13 protein-coding genes are annotated in these 16,865 nt (G+C 40.8%); 10 read left to right on the top strand and 3 right to left on the bottom strand.

The window, feature by feature from the left end; translation table 11 throughout:
* Positions 1 to 40: 40 nt before the first annotated feature.
* Positions 41 to 3,430 (bottom strand): amidohydrolase family protein, encoded by a 3,390-nt coding sequence (locus J0656_RS03460; RefSeq protein ID WP_207031582.1) that lies wholly within the window; start codon positions 3,428 to 3,430, stop codon positions 41 to 43.
* 254 nt (positions 3,431 to 3,684) lie between these two features.
* Here J0656_RS03460 and J0656_RS03455 point away from each other — a divergent pair, with 254 nt between their 5' ends.
* From J0656_RS03455 to J0656_RS03415, 9 genes are all read left to right on the top strand, one after another.
* Complete coding sequence (locus J0656_RS03455) at positions 3,685 to 5,619, top strand: hypothetical protein (RefSeq protein WP_207031580.1); 1,935 nt, start codon at positions 3,685 to 3,687, stop codon at positions 5,617 to 5,619.
* A gap of 2 nt (positions 5,620 to 5,621) precedes the next feature.
* Positions 5,622 to 6,446: a DUF2490 domain-containing protein gene (locus tag J0656_RS03450; protein ID WP_207031578.1), complete on the top strand. Its 825-nt coding sequence runs from the start codon at positions 5,622 to 5,624 to the stop codon at positions 6,444 to 6,446.
* A gap of 34 nt (positions 6,447 to 6,480) precedes the next feature.
* Positions 6,481 to 7,326 (top strand): MORN repeat-containing protein, encoded by an 846-nt coding sequence (locus J0656_RS03445; protein WP_207031576.1) that lies wholly within the window; start codon positions 6,481 to 6,483, stop codon positions 7,324 to 7,326.
* A 167-nt stretch (positions 7,327 to 7,493) separates the two neighbouring features.
* Positions 7,494 to 8,555: a leishmanolysin-related zinc metalloendopeptidase gene (locus J0656_RS03440; protein WP_207031574.1), complete on the top strand. Its 1,062-nt coding sequence runs from the start codon at positions 7,494 to 7,496 to the stop codon at positions 8,553 to 8,555.
* A gap of 215 nt (positions 8,556 to 8,770) precedes the next feature.
* A complete protein-coding gene (locus tag J0656_RS03435) occupies positions 8,771 to 9,199 on the top strand; it encodes an FKBP-type peptidyl-prolyl cis-trans isomerase (RefSeq protein ID WP_207031572.1) in 429 nt (142 codons plus the stop codon).
* Positions 9,200 to 9,462: 263 nt separating this feature from the next.
* Positions 9,463 to 10,053, top strand: coding sequence for a Crp/Fnr family transcriptional regulator (locus J0656_RS03430; RefSeq protein WP_207031569.1), 591 nt, complete (start codon positions 9,463 to 9,465; stop codon positions 10,051 to 10,053).
* Between the two features lie 64 nt (positions 10,054 to 10,117).
* Positions 10,118 to 11,218, top strand: a complete 1,101-nt coding sequence (locus tag J0656_RS03425; protein ID WP_207031568.1) for an alkene reductase — start codon at positions 10,118 to 10,120, stop codon at positions 11,216 to 11,218.
* Positions 11,219 to 11,426: 208 nt separating this feature from the next.
* Complete coding sequence (locus J0656_RS03420) at positions 11,427 to 11,849, top strand: OsmC family protein (RefSeq protein WP_207031566.1); 423 nt, start codon at positions 11,427 to 11,429, stop codon at positions 11,847 to 11,849.
* Between the two features lie 117 nt (positions 11,850 to 11,966).
* Positions 11,967 to 12,638, top strand: a complete 672-nt coding sequence (locus J0656_RS03415) for a ferredoxin reductase domain-containing protein (RefSeq protein WP_207031564.1) — start codon at positions 11,967 to 11,969, stop codon at positions 12,636 to 12,638.
* 185 nt (positions 12,639 to 12,823) lie between these two features.
* On the opposite strand, the gene J0656_RS03410 is transcribed toward J0656_RS03415, so the two are convergent.
* On the bottom strand, positions 12,824 to 13,684 hold the full coding sequence (locus tag J0656_RS03410; protein WP_207031562.1) for a sigma-70 family RNA polymerase sigma factor: 861 nt from the start codon (positions 13,682 to 13,684) through the stop codon (positions 12,824 to 12,826).
* A 423-nt stretch (positions 13,685 to 14,107) separates the two neighbouring features.
* Between J0656_RS03410 and J0656_RS03405 the strand changes: the two genes are divergently transcribed.
* Entirely contained in the window at positions 14,108 to 14,545 is a 438-nt protein-coding gene (locus tag J0656_RS03405) for a hypothetical protein (protein WP_207031560.1), read from the top strand.
* Positions 14,546 to 15,001: 456 nt separating this feature from the next.
* Here J0656_RS03405 and J0656_RS03400 read toward each other — a convergent pair whose 3' ends face one another.
* On the bottom strand, positions 15,002 to 16,579 hold the full coding sequence (locus tag J0656_RS03400) for a BspA family leucine-rich repeat surface protein (protein WP_207031559.1): 1,578 nt from the start codon (positions 16,577 to 16,579) through the stop codon (positions 15,002 to 15,004).
* Positions 16,580 to 16,865: the final 286 nt, after the last annotated feature.

The following is a 16,865-nucleotide window of genomic DNA, read 5'->3' as shown; positions in this document are numbered from 1 at the left end:
CGCACTGATCAGTGCGCCTTTTTTGTTATTGAAAATTTATTTATTTCCTCATTCCAGGAATGCCCTCTGGTTTTTTCGTTTGCCAATGGAATGTCTCTGCTTCTTTTTTAACAGGAGCCACCTCATCTAACGTATCGGCATCGTATACCTTACCGTTTTTGATAACGTGGGTAATTGTGTTGGTGTTTCGAATATCTTCCAACGGATTTTTATCCAAGATCAAAATATCCGCCAATTTACCTTCCTCGATACTTCCCAAATCACCGTCCAAACCAAGGGATTCTGCACCCAAAATAGTGGCAACTTTCAGTGCATCCATGCTTTTCATACCGCCACTGGCCACGGACCAGAGTTCCCAATGGTAACCCAACCCCTGTAACTGACCGTGGCTACCAATGCCTCCGAGACCATCAGCTTCGACAAGATCTTTCATAAACTCGGCATGTTTTTGAAAAACATGCTCCTCGGGCATAAACCAAGCTCCTCTTCGTCTTGATTTTTGAGCCAATTCTTCATAAGGAGTAAAGTATTGTAGCTTTTTGTTATGGTACACGTCTTCGGTGGCATAATAATAGTTCTCCGCCCATGGTCCGCCGTAGGATACCAAAAGGGTAGGAGTGACCGCCATTTTGGATTCTGCAACGGATTGTACAACGTCATCATAAATTGGATAAATCGGGAACGAATGCTCATGTCCGGGATATCCATCTAACAATTGGGTCATGTTCAATTTAAAATCTAATCCGCCTTCGGTGGTGGGCATCAATTTCAGTTCCTTGGCCGCCATAATGATCCATTGGCGCATCTGTCGGTTCCCCACCAAATACATTTTTATGCTTTTGGTATCATAGTACTCGCTGTATTGCTTCAGCACTTCCTTGGCATGTTCCAACGATTTGATTTTGTACGACCAATAGCCTACACCAGGCCCAGTGCTATACACACGGGGTCCGTGCATCATCCCCGCATCCACCATATCGGAATAGGTCAACACATCGGTAGTAGCTGTCTGCGGGTCTCTGGTTGTGGTAACACCATAGGCCAAATTGGCGGAATATATCCAAATCTGATTCTTATGGATACCCCAGTTGGGCCACATGTGTGCGTGGGTGTCCACAAAACCGGGGGTGACCGTCTTGCCTGTTGCATCAATCTCAACGGTACCGTTGGGAACATCTAGGGTGCCTGAGCTTCCGATGGCTTTTATTCTGTTGTTCTCGATAAGAATATCACCGTTCTCAATTACGGTGTCATCCTTCATTGTGATGATACGTGCTCCTTTTATCAGCACCGTACCCTCGGGAATATCTTTGGTATAACTAACCTTTACCTTGATTTCTTTAGCTTGATATCCTTTGTCTTCCTCTTTGTCCTCATCCTTTTCATCTTCTTCCTCATCATCTTCGCTCTCCTTTTTTAGTTTTTCGGCTTCCTTTTTAGCAATTGCCACACTGTCGGCATATGCTTTGGCGGCCGGAAGGTTATAAATAAAATGACTGGCGCCCAAAGACCAATGCACATCTTTGCTATCACCTGACCAAGCAGGGAATTCACCTCCCAACAGTGTCAATTTCATTGCGGGGAAGGCCGCTTTATCGGCATCTGCTACGGATACTTTTGGCGTTTTTCCGTATTTAGGAACAGTCACCGTGTAAATATCATTGTTGATTTTGGCCAAGGCCGTAGTGCCATCCGGTGAAATCTTGATTTCCGAAGGAGCAGATGATTTATCCTCTGGAGCTTGATTTTGTTCAGAGCCCGGTAAAATACTATGCCCTCCGTTTTCATCATGGAACCCAAAGGAAGAGGAACCGAAGGTAGTAATACCGCTAAGCGTAAGGTGTTCCTTTTGGTCGGTGCCGTCCCATCGAATGGAAAGTAAATCTTTGTCCTTGCTCAAGTAAATTCGGTCGTCCACCTTGGTAAAATGTGGGTTGGAACGACCTTCGGATTTATCTATCACCGTAATTTTTCCGCCTTCGGATGGAATCCATGCCAAATCTTCCTGCGCACCACTGGCACGAGGGCCAATTGCATCGCGATATACTTGCGCAGAACCCTTGGTAAAGGCAATTCTATTGCTTTTGTAAGACCAGGCCGGATTGCTATAGATGCCCGACTCCTCCGTTAGTTTTTTAGAGCCTCCACGTCCGTTTGCACTTACCTTGTACAGATAGCCACCATCGGTTTCCCAAGAAGTGAAAACAATGCTCTCGCCATCTGGGGACCAAGCAGGTTGAGCTTCGGTAAAGTCGTTTTTTGTCAATCGTTTTGGTGTGCCATTGGGCAAATCCATCACATAAAGCCTGTTTAGGGCCGTAAAGGCAAGCTTACTACCATCGGGGGACGGAACCCCGTCACGAATTTGGGTTACAAAAGCCTCCTTGGTGTCCTCAATGGGATATTTAAAAGATAGCTGCGGGCCCAATTCAAGGGTAACATCCACTTCAAAAGGTATCTCAACCGATGAATTCGAGTCGATATTTATACTGTATATTTTCCCTCCATAGCTTGCCACCAAGTTTTTGCTATCCGGAGTAAAGGCCATTCCGGGCAGTACGCCAAGCGGTGCAATGGATTCTTGCTCATCCCGTTGTACAGGATAGGCCAACCAACGCTCGTCACCATTTTCCAAATTGCGCAATACAAGTCCCGTCTCGGTCTCAAAACGGCTACCATATACCAACCATTTACCATTGGGCGAAAGCGTAGGGGTAAATGCGGAACCATATCGGGAGGTAACCAGGGAAACCCCACCATCCCCGGTATCGTACGTCCCTAATTGATATTGGGGTAATTGAGCGTTATAGTTCCATGCTCCTGTACGTCTCGAAAAATAAATGAGTTTTCCATCTGGCGAGAATTCTGGGTCAATGGCTTTCAGTTTTTCCGGTTCGGAGATAAGTTGTGCACCGCCTCCACCATCTTTGTGGTACATGTGCAGCTTGATGTTCCTGCGGCCCTTGGCACCAACAATATAGTCTCCATCCGGGCTCCAGTCGGCCGAAAAGAAATTCTGATCACTGTCCTTGGTAATTTGTTTGGTTTCTTCTGACTCCAATTCCATGGTCCAGATATTATCGGACCCGTTTTTATCGGAAATAAAAACAATGGATTTTCCATCGGGGCTGAACCTCGGGTGGACATCATAGGCTATTCCTTCTGTAATCTGAGTTGCTTTGCCCCCTTGGATGGGAATCGTGTATAGGTCGCCCATCAAATCAAAAATGATGGTTTTGCCATCAGGGCTTACATCCAAAGAAATCCAGGTACCCTCTTTGGTGGTAAAAGAAATGGTTCTCTCCGGTTCTAAGGGCAGTTCTTCGGTTGCCTTTTTTGTGCTGTCCGCAACCTGCTCTTTATCCTGAGCAAAAGAAGAAGTACTCATAAATACTATGGCACATGCCAACAGGTAATAATTTTTTCTCATTGAGTTAGTTTATTGATGAATCAAGAGAACAAGGTATGAAAAAAAAGAAAGGATTTATTTATTTTTAAAGCAGTTGCAGTGTTTGCAAAAGTAGACTGGATAAGCAGTTTGATAGAATTTTCCTTTGAGCTTTAATAACCGTTCAATAAATAACGGGTATATCCATAAATATCGTAAAATCATTGGCCTTGTCGTCCATATATCCCTTTGGGAACGTATTTAAATGGACGATTCGACTAACACTAGATTACTCCATGATACAGCCTTCCAAAAAACGGCTTTTTCCTGTATTTCTATTTTTGATGCTTTCGCTTCAGACCTTTGGGCAAGAACGAAAAACATACGAGGGTCCGCTTAAAGTGGGGCCTTATTCGGGAAAAGCAGTTTATCAATTCGTTATTTCAGACCTCGATACCATTTTTGACGGTGATTTTCAATTACAACAATCCAATTTGGAGACCTTGGTGGAAAACGAGGACACATCCTTTCGTTTTTCGGGCAAGTTTGATAAAGGTATTGCCAACGGACCATGGGAATTTGAATTTGGCGAATACAAAACCAATAGCCAGAGTCAGGTGGTGGGCTACGAATACCGGGTTTTGGTCAGTGGCGTGCAAGAAATAGGTGAGGGAAACCTAATAGATGGTAAACCGGATGGTAATTGGAACTACACCATTAACCAGATAAAGGACTCCGAGGTTGAAAAAATCATATTTAAAAGCACCATTTCTTTTGACAAGGGAGTACCGCGTCAAAATTTTCAGATAGAGAACGATAGCAGCGTGCTGGTGGGTCGATTCTTAAGGGACGGTCTTGCGCACGATGAATGGTCGTACTATGGAACAGAGGCCGTTGAGGATATCGAGGATTGGTTCTTCGAGGATGGATTGCTGAGAACCATAAAAATAAAGTCCGAGGGCAAATCACAGGATATAAACGTATTTACCAAGAGCGTTGCATCCTATAAAACCGTTCAGTTGAACGAGGGCTATATTGCTTTGCTTCAATCGCTTATCCATTTGCAAAGCAGGGAAAGCCAAACAGTACGTTTGTTGGACCAGAACATGGATTACTATCAAAAGGTCAACACTGTGCTAAACCATTTGGGAACCTCTGATTTTAAGCCCAACATGAAAGTCAGGGTACCTTACTTTCCTTTGGATTCCCTTCAAAACAAAACCTTGGACAAAATTGTTTCGGAATATAAGGATGCCTCAAAAATGAGCTCCACAATACTGGAAAACAGCCATTTGAATATCGTAAAACGTACGGACCCAGAAGCACTTTTTTACTACAATGCGGCCCAAAAAATAAAAAACGCCTTCTTGATTCCTTTATCCACATTAGTGGCACATAAGAAATTGGAAATTGTCCAGTACCAAGAGATTCCATTGCTATTGGAAAGACTTTGGCCCAATGGCAAACCCAGTACGGATATTTTAGCGGTGGCCGACGAAGAAGGCAATACAAGAACATTTAGGCTTCCAAGTTCTGAAGAGTTTGAATATGAAAGCAACGACCTGTTGGCGGTCGAGGCTTTGGCCACGTACGCAAAAATGAGTTTGGAATACATAAAGGGTTCTCTTGCATCACGGTTGAGCAACGAGGAACAGCTTCAAATGTTGAATGGACTGGAAGAAGAACTTATTGAGCTTAACAATGATCTAGAGCAGAAATTGGATTCCGTTTCAGGACTTTCATCAGAATATACGAATGCATTAAAACAGCTAAAACATTTGGCCGATAGCTCTTTGACCCATTATGCGGATGTCAAAAATCCCCAGGAAAAACTGGAATATGGAAAAGGAGCAAAAGCATGTCTTGTGCAACTCAGCGAATTGGCAACAGGCATTAAAGAACTTCCAAATCGTATCGAAGTTGTGGAAAAGGAATATACCGATGCCGTCTGGAATCCTTTTATGGCCAATGTGATGGAAGAGGAGGTAAAAAAACGAATTGTATCGGCCTACAGGGATATCCTGATTCCTTATTTCTTGAACACGGCAACAGAAGAATTAACATGTGACAATACGGGGACATTGAACGACCAGATGATGAAAACTCACCAAAGTATATTGGATTTGAGAAATAAGGACACCCGCAAATTGGAGCGCAAACTCCGTCGTGAAAAACGACCAACAGAGGTTTTGGCACTGATACTCGAACAATCAACCACCCAAAACCAATAAGCATGAGGAATTGTAGAAATAGCTTTTTGGCGGTTGTTGTCTTATTATTTGGATGTGCGGTTTTTGCACAAGAGTCAGAATCCGAAGTGCTTCCCGAAACGTCACAGTACAAAGACCCAAAGACGAAAGTTTGGGTCAACACCTATGGAAACATAAGAATAGGCAAACGATTCTTCTGGGATGCCCAGACACATTTTAGGTTTCAGGAAACCAAAAGCACCCCGTTTATTGGACAGATCGGTCAAATTTATAACCGACATGCCATTGGTTATATTTTCAACAAAAAGACCAATTTTAGATTGGGTGGGGTAGTGCGTATCAATTTTAATACCGATGAAGATTCGGAAGATAAAAATGTGGTTCCCGAATGGCGTATCTGGCACCAATATCAGTTTGCCATGCCGTTTTATTCGGCCATGTTCTATCATCGAATTCGAATAGAGCACCGTTGGAGCAAAGGCTTCACAGAGAATAGTGACTATATTTTTAGAAACCGTTGGCGATACATGTTCAGGGCCAAAATTCCATTGAACAATAATAAACTGAGCCCCAAAACCATTTATGTGGCACCGGAGGCAGAGTTGATCATGCAGAGTGGCAAGGAGGTGGTCGCAAGCCCGATGGAAGACCTACGCTTAACGACCACCATTGGGTATATTGTTACCCCTAGGCTCACATTCGCCGCTGGTGTTCTGTACAATCAAGGACAGGAAAGGTACAATGGAGGCTATTATCAACAAGGTTGGACATTGCGATTCCATATGTATTATTCCCCTGACTTTAGAAGAGTTAAAAAAAAGTTACCGGACGTCCATTTGACCGATTAATCACGTATGTAATAGTGAACCAAGCAATTAACGCATGAAATTAAAAAAATACGCTCCCTACATACTTTTAGCTCTTTTTGCCGTGGCAATGTTTTTCTTTGCCTCCCGATCGGTTCAACTTCAAAAAGATCTTGCACAGATCAAAGAAGAAAACAAGGTTATTTCGGAAAAAATAAATACCTATGAGCAACTGAATAAAATTGATTCTTTGTTGCTCCAAGAAGAGTATGATACCGCAATTTCATCATACCATGCGTCCATGAACTCCAGTAAGGAAAACAATATGGTGATTCCTTTGCGCATAGCCTTGGCGGAAAAGTTAAAGCAAAACAGAATAGTTGTCAGCCCCATGCCCGACAGCGTAACTGCAAAACAGGATACCCTCCAAGAATCAAACTGGGCCGAAGAAGAGGCCGTTAGAAAGTATGATTCAATTAACTTTTCCTTGGAAAAAGCCAAAGTGCAATTGGCCCGTCTTAAAAAACAGTTGCAGCAAAAATCATTTGGGGAATATCTTACGTTCAAAAGCAAGAAAGGCAACCAACTACACTATATCGGTCAGGTGAAAGATGGCAAGGCCCACGGTTTTGGCGTTGCGCTTTTAGAGACTGGAAGTAGGTACGAAGGTGATTGGAAAAACAACCAACGCCACGGCGAAGGCACTTTTTACTGGGCCGATGGCGAATATTACGTAGGAAGTTATGAAGATGACAAGCGTAATGGATATGGTACCTACTACTGGCCCAATGGAGAAAAGTACACCGGTGAGTGGAAAAACGACAAGCGAAACGGAGCTGGTAGGTTCTACGATGCCGAGGGCGATGTGGTCGCAGGTGGTGAATGGAACGATGATAAATTGGTAGAGGTCAATAAAAAGTGATTCTTGGATTCAAGTATCATCAAAAAAGAACCATTCTTACATAGATAACCTCATTCTATACATAATCATTGCTGTTTTGTTACAAGGTTAGAGTAATCTCCATTTTTTTGTTAAATTTAGTTAAAATCAAAACTTTGGTTTACTGGATTAACTTAAAAATTGAGAACATGATTACGAGAAACCTCACAAAAACTTTCCGCTATTCTTTATCATTTACAGCAGCTGCGGGAATGCTGATTTTTTCCTCTTGCTCCAACGATGTTGGTATGGACGAAGATGTAAACTCCATCCAAAAGTCCGAACCTACGTTGGTTACACTTGCAGCACGCACAGGAGATCCCATTATTTTGGATGATTTGATTACCACGGATATTTCGACCGCAAGGGCAACAGGTGCCGCGGGTGCCGATAACGGACGTTTTAATATCAGCTTAAAGTTTTTATTGCCGCCAACCGAACGTCAGCAAGAAGTATTTGATCAAGCCGCAGCCCGATGGGAGCGAATCATTATAAAGGACGTTCCGTCCATAACAGGAACCATTCCATCTGCATTTACCGGTTTTCCTCCCGCGGTAGATGGAACTCTTGACGATATTGTGATCGAGGTGGCATTGGCACCAATCGACGGTCCAGGTGGTATATTGGGACAGGCCGGGCCCAATTTTGTCCGCACAAGTGATTTCTTGCCAATTTCGGGCGTTATGTACTTTGACGTGGAAGACCTGGACTTTTTGGAAAGCTTGGACTTGTTCGAAGATGTGATTGTACACGAAATGGGGCACGTTTTGGGCATTGGAACACTTTGGAACACTGCTGATTTTGGATTTGACAGAACTTTGATGCTCGGTGGAGAGACCACCCCATATTTTGCAGGACATAAAGCAAATGTATTCTGGAATGCTGAAGGAGGAACAGGCGAACTGCCCATAGAAAGCCTATATGGACCCGGAACGGCATTCGGGCACTGGCAAGAGTCCACTTTGAACAACGAACTTATGACCGGATTCTTAAACTTGGGAGAAAATCCATTGAGCAGGATTACCGCCGGTTCCATGAAAGATCTGGGCTACGGTGCAGCAAGCGTAGGAGAGCAGTACGATCTACCACGAGGAACACCAGGTGTTGATTTGAGTACTATTGAGGAGGGTGATACTTCCGAAGGGCTCAACATTGCCTCCAAAGAAATACTTTTAATGCCGGTAGGTTTCGTGAATACAGGTAAAAAGTAAAGCATAGATCGTTTTAAAAACTATGGCCCACATTGGTTTACATTGTGGGCTTTTTTTATGCAATTTCATCGTGTTTATGCAGAATTCTAGCACAAATTCAAGCAAACTTGGATAAAAACCGAATTTTTCCAAAGGTATCCGCCAACTCTTTCGTTGAACCATTTTATACCCTGTATATTTGCAACGTTTTGATTTTAAAACTATAAACAAAAATTATGAGTACAGTAAAAGAGAATGACACTGTAAAGGTGCACTACACAGGTAAATTGACCAACGGACAGGTTTTTGACAGTTCTTTGGAGCGCGAACCTATGGAAATTGCATTAGGACAGGGTCAGCTTATACCAGGTTTTGAAAAAGGTCTTATTGATATGGCCGTTAACGAAAAGAAAACCATCACCATAGATAAGCAAGACGCCTATGGAGAGGTAAACGACGCCCTTTTTCAAAAAATCTCTAAAACACAATTGCCGGAAGACCTAAAACCAGAAGTGGGCATGGGTTTGGTTGGCTCCAATGCCCAAGGACAAGAGCAACAGTTTAGAGTGGCCAAGGTAGAAGAAGAAGATATTATTATAGATGCCAACCACCCGTTGGCTGGCCAAGATTTGGTGTTCGACCTTGAAGTGGTTGAGATACTATAAAAGCACGATTTTTATACTAGATTGGAAAAGCCACCCTTTGGGTGGTTTTTTTATGGGTTATTGTTTAGGGAATAATGTAGTTGATAAAATAGGATGTGAATAATCAAGAGTGCCCTCTAATTTCCAAATCAACTTTTACGACTAATCAATTTTACGATTAAACAACTGAGTTCTATCTACTATCCCTATTTTTAGAAGAAATATCGGATTGATATAAACAATGTCCTTTAAACATCAGCATCACATATACTTTTCAAACCTGAATGATACATCAACCGTTAATCGAACATGTAAAGAAACAAGTAAACGCAAGCTCAGAAGATTTGCTATTGTTCACCACAAAACTAAGAGAGGTAGCCGTTGCCAAAGGGAAATTTTTATTGCAGCCAGATACCTTTGTCAAACATGAATATTTTGTGATTGATGGTTGTTTAAGCGCATATTATTTGGACCAAAAAGGAAATAAGAATATCGTACAGTTTGCCATAGAAAATTGGTGGCTCGGGGATTTTGATGCATTCTATAACGGAGTGCCCTCTAAATTATATATTGAAGCCTTGGAAGATTCCACCTTATTGGCCATCAATTACGATGACCTTCAAAATCTATTTCAAGAAGCCCCCATATTCGAACGCTATTTCAGGTTATTGGTCACCAGTGCTTTTATATCGCAACGTAAACGTATCCTGTCATCTTTGGGAAAAAGTGTTAAAGAACGTTATCTGGAATTCTGTGATAAGTACCCGAATATCAATGGACGTGTTCCCAATTATCAAGTAGCCAATTATTTGGGAGTTACCGCGGAGGGCCTTAGCCGCGCCCGAAAAAAACTACGCGAGTTAAAAAAAAGCTAATTGATTTAGGTCAATCAATTTAGGCTATACCGATTGTATCTTTCTGATAAATAAAATCAGATATATGCAAAGTTTACTTACACCGTACAATAAGAACATCAAGTTGAAAAACCGTGTCGTAATGGCACCAATGACCCGCAGTAGGGCCGATAACGACGAAAAAAAGCCGACCGATGAGCTTCAGGGCATTTATTATGAGCAACGTGCTTCGGCAGGTTTGATCATAACCGAAGGCTCCCAAGTATCGGAACGGGCGGTAGGCTATATAAATACGCCTGGAATACATACCCAAGCTCAAGTGGAGGGATGGAAAAAGGTGACCAAACGCGTCCACGACAAAGGAGGGAAAATCTTTATACAGTTGTGGCACGTGGGTAGAATGTCTCACCCTGATTTTCATGGTGGGGAACTGCCTTTGGCACCATCGGCGATAAACCCCGAAGAGCAATCGTACACACCGGAGGGCTTCAAAGACACCGTAACCCCGAAGGAAATGACCAAGGAGGATATCAAAACCACGGTGGAAGATTTTAAGAATGCCGCCAAAAATGCGGTAGAAGCAGGGTTTGATGGCGTAGAGATTCACTCCTCCAACGGCTACCTTTTCCATCAATTTTTTAATGGTACCTCCAATAAAAGGACCGATGAATACGGTGGCAGCCATGAAAACAAAGCCCGCTTCTTTTTTGAAGTGTTGGATGCCGTGAAAGAGGTTATTCCAGAGGAAAAAATCGGTGCCCGCTTCAATCCCTCATTAAACGGGGTTTTTGGAATGACGATGGACGAAGACACCATTCCCACCTTTGAATATATAATCAAAAAATTAAACGATTACAATTTGGCCTACATCCATTTATCGGAGCCCTTTACGGACGTTTCCGATATACCCTACGCGGTAACGGAGATTGCCAAACATTTTAGACCGTTGTACAATGGTACGTTAATGATCAATGGCGGATTTGACCAAGAATCGGGCAATGCCGTCATAGCTTCGGGAAATGCGGATTTGGTGGCCTTCGGGAAACCATATGTCTCCAATCCAGACTTGGTGGAGCGCTTTGAGAACGATATAGAACTGGCCGAGTGGGACAAGGACACCTTCTATACCCCAGGCAAGGAAGGCTATACCGATTACCCCAAGGCAAATGTCAAACAGGAAGCATAAAAAATTGAATACAAATCTGTTGTCATTTTGATTGAAGTTTGTCAGTTCGAGTGGTTTTTCGAAAGAAAAATTGTAGCGAGAACCAGAATTTCAAGCCCAAAATCGATTCTCGATAAAAAATTCCTTTGGAATTTCACTCGAATTGACGGTTTTGGAAAATGAATCTTTCAAAATGCACAACGAATAAATAATTTTAAAAACATAACACATGAAATTTACAAGAAAAGCACAGGCCCAGTGGAAAGGATCGGGCAAAGAAGGAAAAGGAACTTTGAGCACGGCAAGTGGGGTGTTGGACAAAACGCCCCATTCGTTCCACACGCGATTTGAAGATGGAGAAAAAGGCACCAACCCGGAAGAATTGGTAGGAGCGGCACACGCAGGTTGTTTTGCGATGCAGTTAAGCTTTTTATTGGGAGAGGACGGATTTACCCCAAAAAGTTTAGATATTGATGCTACCGTAACATTCGAAGATGGGGAGGTGACCGTGATAAATTTGGATTTAGAAGGTGACATTCCCGATATAGACGCCGAGCAATTTCAGCAAATTGCGCATAAAGCCAAGGAGGTTTGTCCTATCTCAAAACTGCTAAAAGCGGATATTCAACTAAAGGTCTCTTTAAAAAAGTAACCTCAAATTTTAGTTGAAAAACAATACAGGGCCAGCCGTTATAGGTTGGCCTTATTTTTTAGGAAAGACTTATTGAGGAGTGACGGAAACATTTTGTTTAACAGTTAAAAACATATCATGCCACACAAAGTTAAGATTCAAGAAATAGGTTTTATAACCCACAACGTACTACGCATACAGACGCAACGACCTGCTGATTATAATTTTGAGCCAGGTCAGGCTACCGAAGTTGCCCTGGACAAGGAGGGTTGGCGCGAAGAAAAGCGCCCATTTACCTTTACAGGACTTCCCGATGATGGCTTTTTACAGTTTACCATAAAGGTCTATCCCGATCACAACGGCGTAACCGATATGTTGCAAACACTGGAACAAGGCGACCATTTATTGCTGGACGATGCTTGGGGCGCCATCTCCTACCAAGGCCCAGGTGTATTTTTGGCTGGTGGGGCAGGGGTAACCCCGTTTATTGCCATCTTTAGGTATTTGGCCCAAAAGAACCAATTGGAAGGAAACCGTTTGTTGTTCGCCAATAAGCGAGAGCGAGACATTATTATGCAAGCGGAATTTGAAAAATGGTTGGGCAAGGATTTTATCAACATCCTTTCCGATGAGCAGAGCAGCAAGTTCCCGCATGGTCATATAGACACCGACTTTTTAAAAGAGCACATCACGGACAAGGACGCCAAGTTTTACCTCTGTGGACCGCCACCGATGATGAAGTCCGTTCAAAAAGATCTGGAAAGTCTAGGTATTTCCAAAGATCAAATGGTAGCAGAGGAGTTGTCCTAAAGAAAATACCTATTTATCAAGAATAAAAGGAAGCCGTCCAAAAAGCTTGTCATCTGTCAGTTCGAGCGGAGTCGAGAACCAAAAGTATATTGATAATCAATGGGTTTCGACTGCGCTCAACCGGACAAAATCAAAATATTGTTGCTTTTTGGACGGCTTCTTTGTTGTAAATTACTTACCGCTCCTTACAAATAAGCTTGTAACACTTGGTTGTGCGAACGTTTTCTCAGCATTCTAATGGCTTTTTCCCTGATTTGTCGTACGCGTTCCCTGGTAATGTCAAATAGTTCACCTATTTCGCCCAGACTTTTTGGGGTCCGTTCTCCAAGACCGTAATAGAGACGTATAATTTCGCTCTCACGATTGGGAAGGGTTTTTAACGCTTGATTGATATCGGAGCTTAGGGAATCTTTGATCATTTTATCATCGGGACTCGAGGAGTCTTTTGATGCTACGACATTATATAGGTTGGAGGATTCACCTTCTTGAAATGGCGCATCCATGGACAAGTGTTTTCCTGAATTTTTCATGGCCAATTTTACCTTTGCGGAACTCATATCAAGTTCGTTGGCTATTTCGGCCGCGCTCGGAGGTCTTTGGTGTGTTTGTTCCAATGCGGAATAGACTTTCTTTATTTTACTGATTTCCCCGATTTTATTAAGGGGCAACCGCACCATACGCGAGTTTTGTGAAATGGCCTGCAGTATGGACTGCCTGATCCACCAAACCGCATAGGAGATAAACTTAAATCCCCTGGTTTCGTCAAAACGTTTGGCAGCTTTCACCAGACCTATGTTCCCTTCATTGATCAGGTCGGAAAGGCGTAGGCCACTACCTTGGTATTGTTTTGCGGTGGACACCACAAAACGAAGGTTGGCATTTACTAATTTGTTAAGGGCAACTTGATCACCTTCTCGAATTCTTCTGGCCAGTTCTACTTCTTCTTCTGCTGTTATCAAATCAATTTTGGAAATTTCCTGAAAATACTTTTCCAACGATTTGATATCCCTGTTGGTAATCTGTTTCGTAATCTTTAGTTGCCTCATATATATTTTTTAGTGTAACAATTTCTAACTTAGAAGATAACCGTTTTTTGCAAAAATCCTAGTAAAAATGAGATTTCTTTGAAAATACCCCATAAAAGAGGGGATTTTTATACTTTTTGTATGGAAAATGTAGCGTTTATCCCATTTTCTTGGCAAAGACATCATTAAAAATCCTTAAAAATGTAAAAAAATACAGTTTTGTGGAACCTGCACATGTACTGAGCAAAGCCAAGTGGAGTAGGGGTATAATGTATCTTGTTGGGTAAAAACCCCAGAATTTTTAAGGATTTCGCGCAATTGTTTTTCGGAGATATGAACTATCTTGTTGGTCTCCAAGTTATTGACTTCCTACGAGTTACTTTCCCCCGATAAACTTAATAATATAGTTGTATTTATAACCTTTAAAGATTTTAATTATATAAGATGGAATCAATCACATTTAATAAGAATGAGTTTTTCCAAGGAATGGAAGAATCTCAAGAAATTAATTTATCGGAAAATTTAAAAGAATGGACCGAGGAGACGTTGAATACCGAAGAAAATGGTATAGAAGTGAAAGTTGAAGACTATTCGTCAATTCATAAAGATAAGATTTTACGGATAGAAACCAATTTGTATGATAGTTGGGGAGGGGTAACTAGTTGCGGAAGAATAAGTCGGGTTAGAGGCATTGTGGATAGAGAAGCCAAAAGATGGGTTGAGCGAAAAATGTTCGAATATAAAAATCTTAGATGGATTAGTTATGGTTGGAAATATAATACAGCCCGTATAACCAGCGGAAGAACACCATTCCCCAATAATGAAAGGTGGTGTAGAGGAACAATTACTACCCCCGTATTTATTGAATTTGTAAATAAATGATATATTGTCTAACTAGGTTATGTTATAATGTAGACCTTGAACTTTGTAATTGACAAGAATTTGCAATTAATTTAAAGCAACATTATTTATTCTATAGCTTACGAATGAAACCAACATTGTATCACAATTTGCTCTGACATAAAATCGGTGTTGTTTTTTAACGCTAAAGGGTTAGAACTGATTTTTTATCAAATAGTGCAGCAATACGCAATTTGCTACACGAGAACATATGTAATATAATGTTCTTGCGTTATGTAACTTGAGCTTTGGATAAAAGTGAAAGTTTGTGCTGAACTTCCCGAAAAATTTCTTCTAAAATTTCCTTTTAAATAATGTAATGAATACTATTTTGCCGAACCCGCAGCCTGTCTTGAGTTTGGTCGTCAAGGAGTGGGGGAGTTGAAAATTTGCAGAGCGGGTTTTGGGTTCAATTATTCCTTTCAGGAGTTAAAAAAACTAATTACAATTATAGCCTCCATCTTGGATTTGCCAACCTTTTAAGACTAACTTTATACGAGCATCTTCTCCTAAACAATATTGACTTTCACCTGCATGAAATTTTGTATTATATCCACTTACCTCAGGTAAATTACTCCAACCAATAAGTAGATTATCATAGTTTTCTGTACTCAATTTTGCTCCTTTGAACATTTCGCCAAAAAAGTTAACATTACTTATATCCCAATTTCCAAGGTCTTGGTTAAAAGAGATAGCATCCAAAAACATTTTTTCCATGCTATATACATTCTTTACGTCCCAATTTCCAATATTTTGATTAAATAGACTCGCTCCACGAAACATATTAGATAAATTTTTTACATTTTCAACATTCCAAGACCCAATATCTTGGTTAAATCCGGATTCAGCAAACATGGCTCCCATATCTTCGACCATTCCAACATCCCAATTTCCAATGTTTTGATTGAAACTACTTGCTTCTGCAAACATTGCTCGCATATCTGTAACTGAGCTAACATTCCAATCACCAATATCTTGATTAAATGCCAACGCACGTGTAAACATATCTTCCATATTTGTTACCGAACTTACATCCCAAGTTCCTATGTCTTGGTTAAATGTTGAGGCCTCAATAAACATGGCATTCAAATCGACTACATTGGACACATCCCAATCTCCAATATATTGATTAAAATTGGTTGAATATCCAAACATTCTACTCATATTTGTTATTGTAGAAGTATCCCAATCATTGATTGAAGGGTTGGCTATTAATGATGGACAGTCACCGAACATGTAGCTGGTAGAATTTACTAATGTCAAATCAGGAATGTCTGTTGCTTTCACATCCATATTTCTACATCCAAAAAACGCAACTTCCATGGTCTCCCACATAATGTTGCCCCATTGTTCTATGGATAGTAATTTATCTTTATTAGGAATTGATGTAACACCTGGAGGACCATAATTGCCAAAATAAATTGACGGAAATTTTCCAGCAATCTTTACAATATAAATTCCAGGTTCTGCATAAGTATGTGTAGCATCTCCACTTAAATGTGAATCAATCGTTCCATCTCCCCAATCGACTTGATAATCATACGTATAATCAGGGTGGGTTGGAATTGTGATTTCATCCTTGTTGTCTGAAGTTTCAACATCCGTCTTCCAGACTGTAACAAATGCCAAACTACTATCTTCAACTACAGTTATTTCAATAGTGTCTGATATTGACTGATTTTCTTCAGATTTAACTGTAATGGTAGAAGTTCCAACTGACTTTGCGAAAACTAATCCATTATTGTTTACAGTTGCAGTGCTTTCATTGGAACTGCTCCAAATAATGTTTTTGTTTAAAGCTGATTCAGGTTTTAGTTCAACTGATAATTGTAAGTTGTTATTTTTTATAACCTGAGCCTCAGAACTCAATATTTCAATGGATGTTACTTTAACATTATCATCAGGAAATAGCTGGTCCATTGATTTTTCATCTTTTGAACAAGCCGAAAAAGAAAATATGATTATAATAAAAATTAAATGAATTCTTCTAATTAAAAGGGAATAGGGCTGGTACATTATTAATTATTTTCTTTAAAGCTAATTAAGAAAATTAGCTTTAAAGTGTAATTTAAAATTTATCGACGAAATAAAGTAAATAACGATATAAAAATTTAATACTTCAAATAATAGCCTATTAAGAGCGTAGCAAAACCCTTAAAATACAACAGGACGACATTTGTTCTATAATTTACAAAGGGTACAACCGAGTGACAGGTAAGACTATGCTAATATAAGTATTCCAAACAAAAATTATGTTGCCTATTTTAACTTTTTCGATGTATGGCAAAAACAAATTTAATTG

The organism is Flagellimonas aurea (assembly GCF_017313785.1).
GTDB lineage: Bacteria > Bacteroidota > Bacteroidia > Flavobacteriales > Flavobacteriaceae > Flagellimonas > Flagellimonas aurea.
This window is presented reverse-complemented; position numbering and strand designations above follow the sequence as displayed.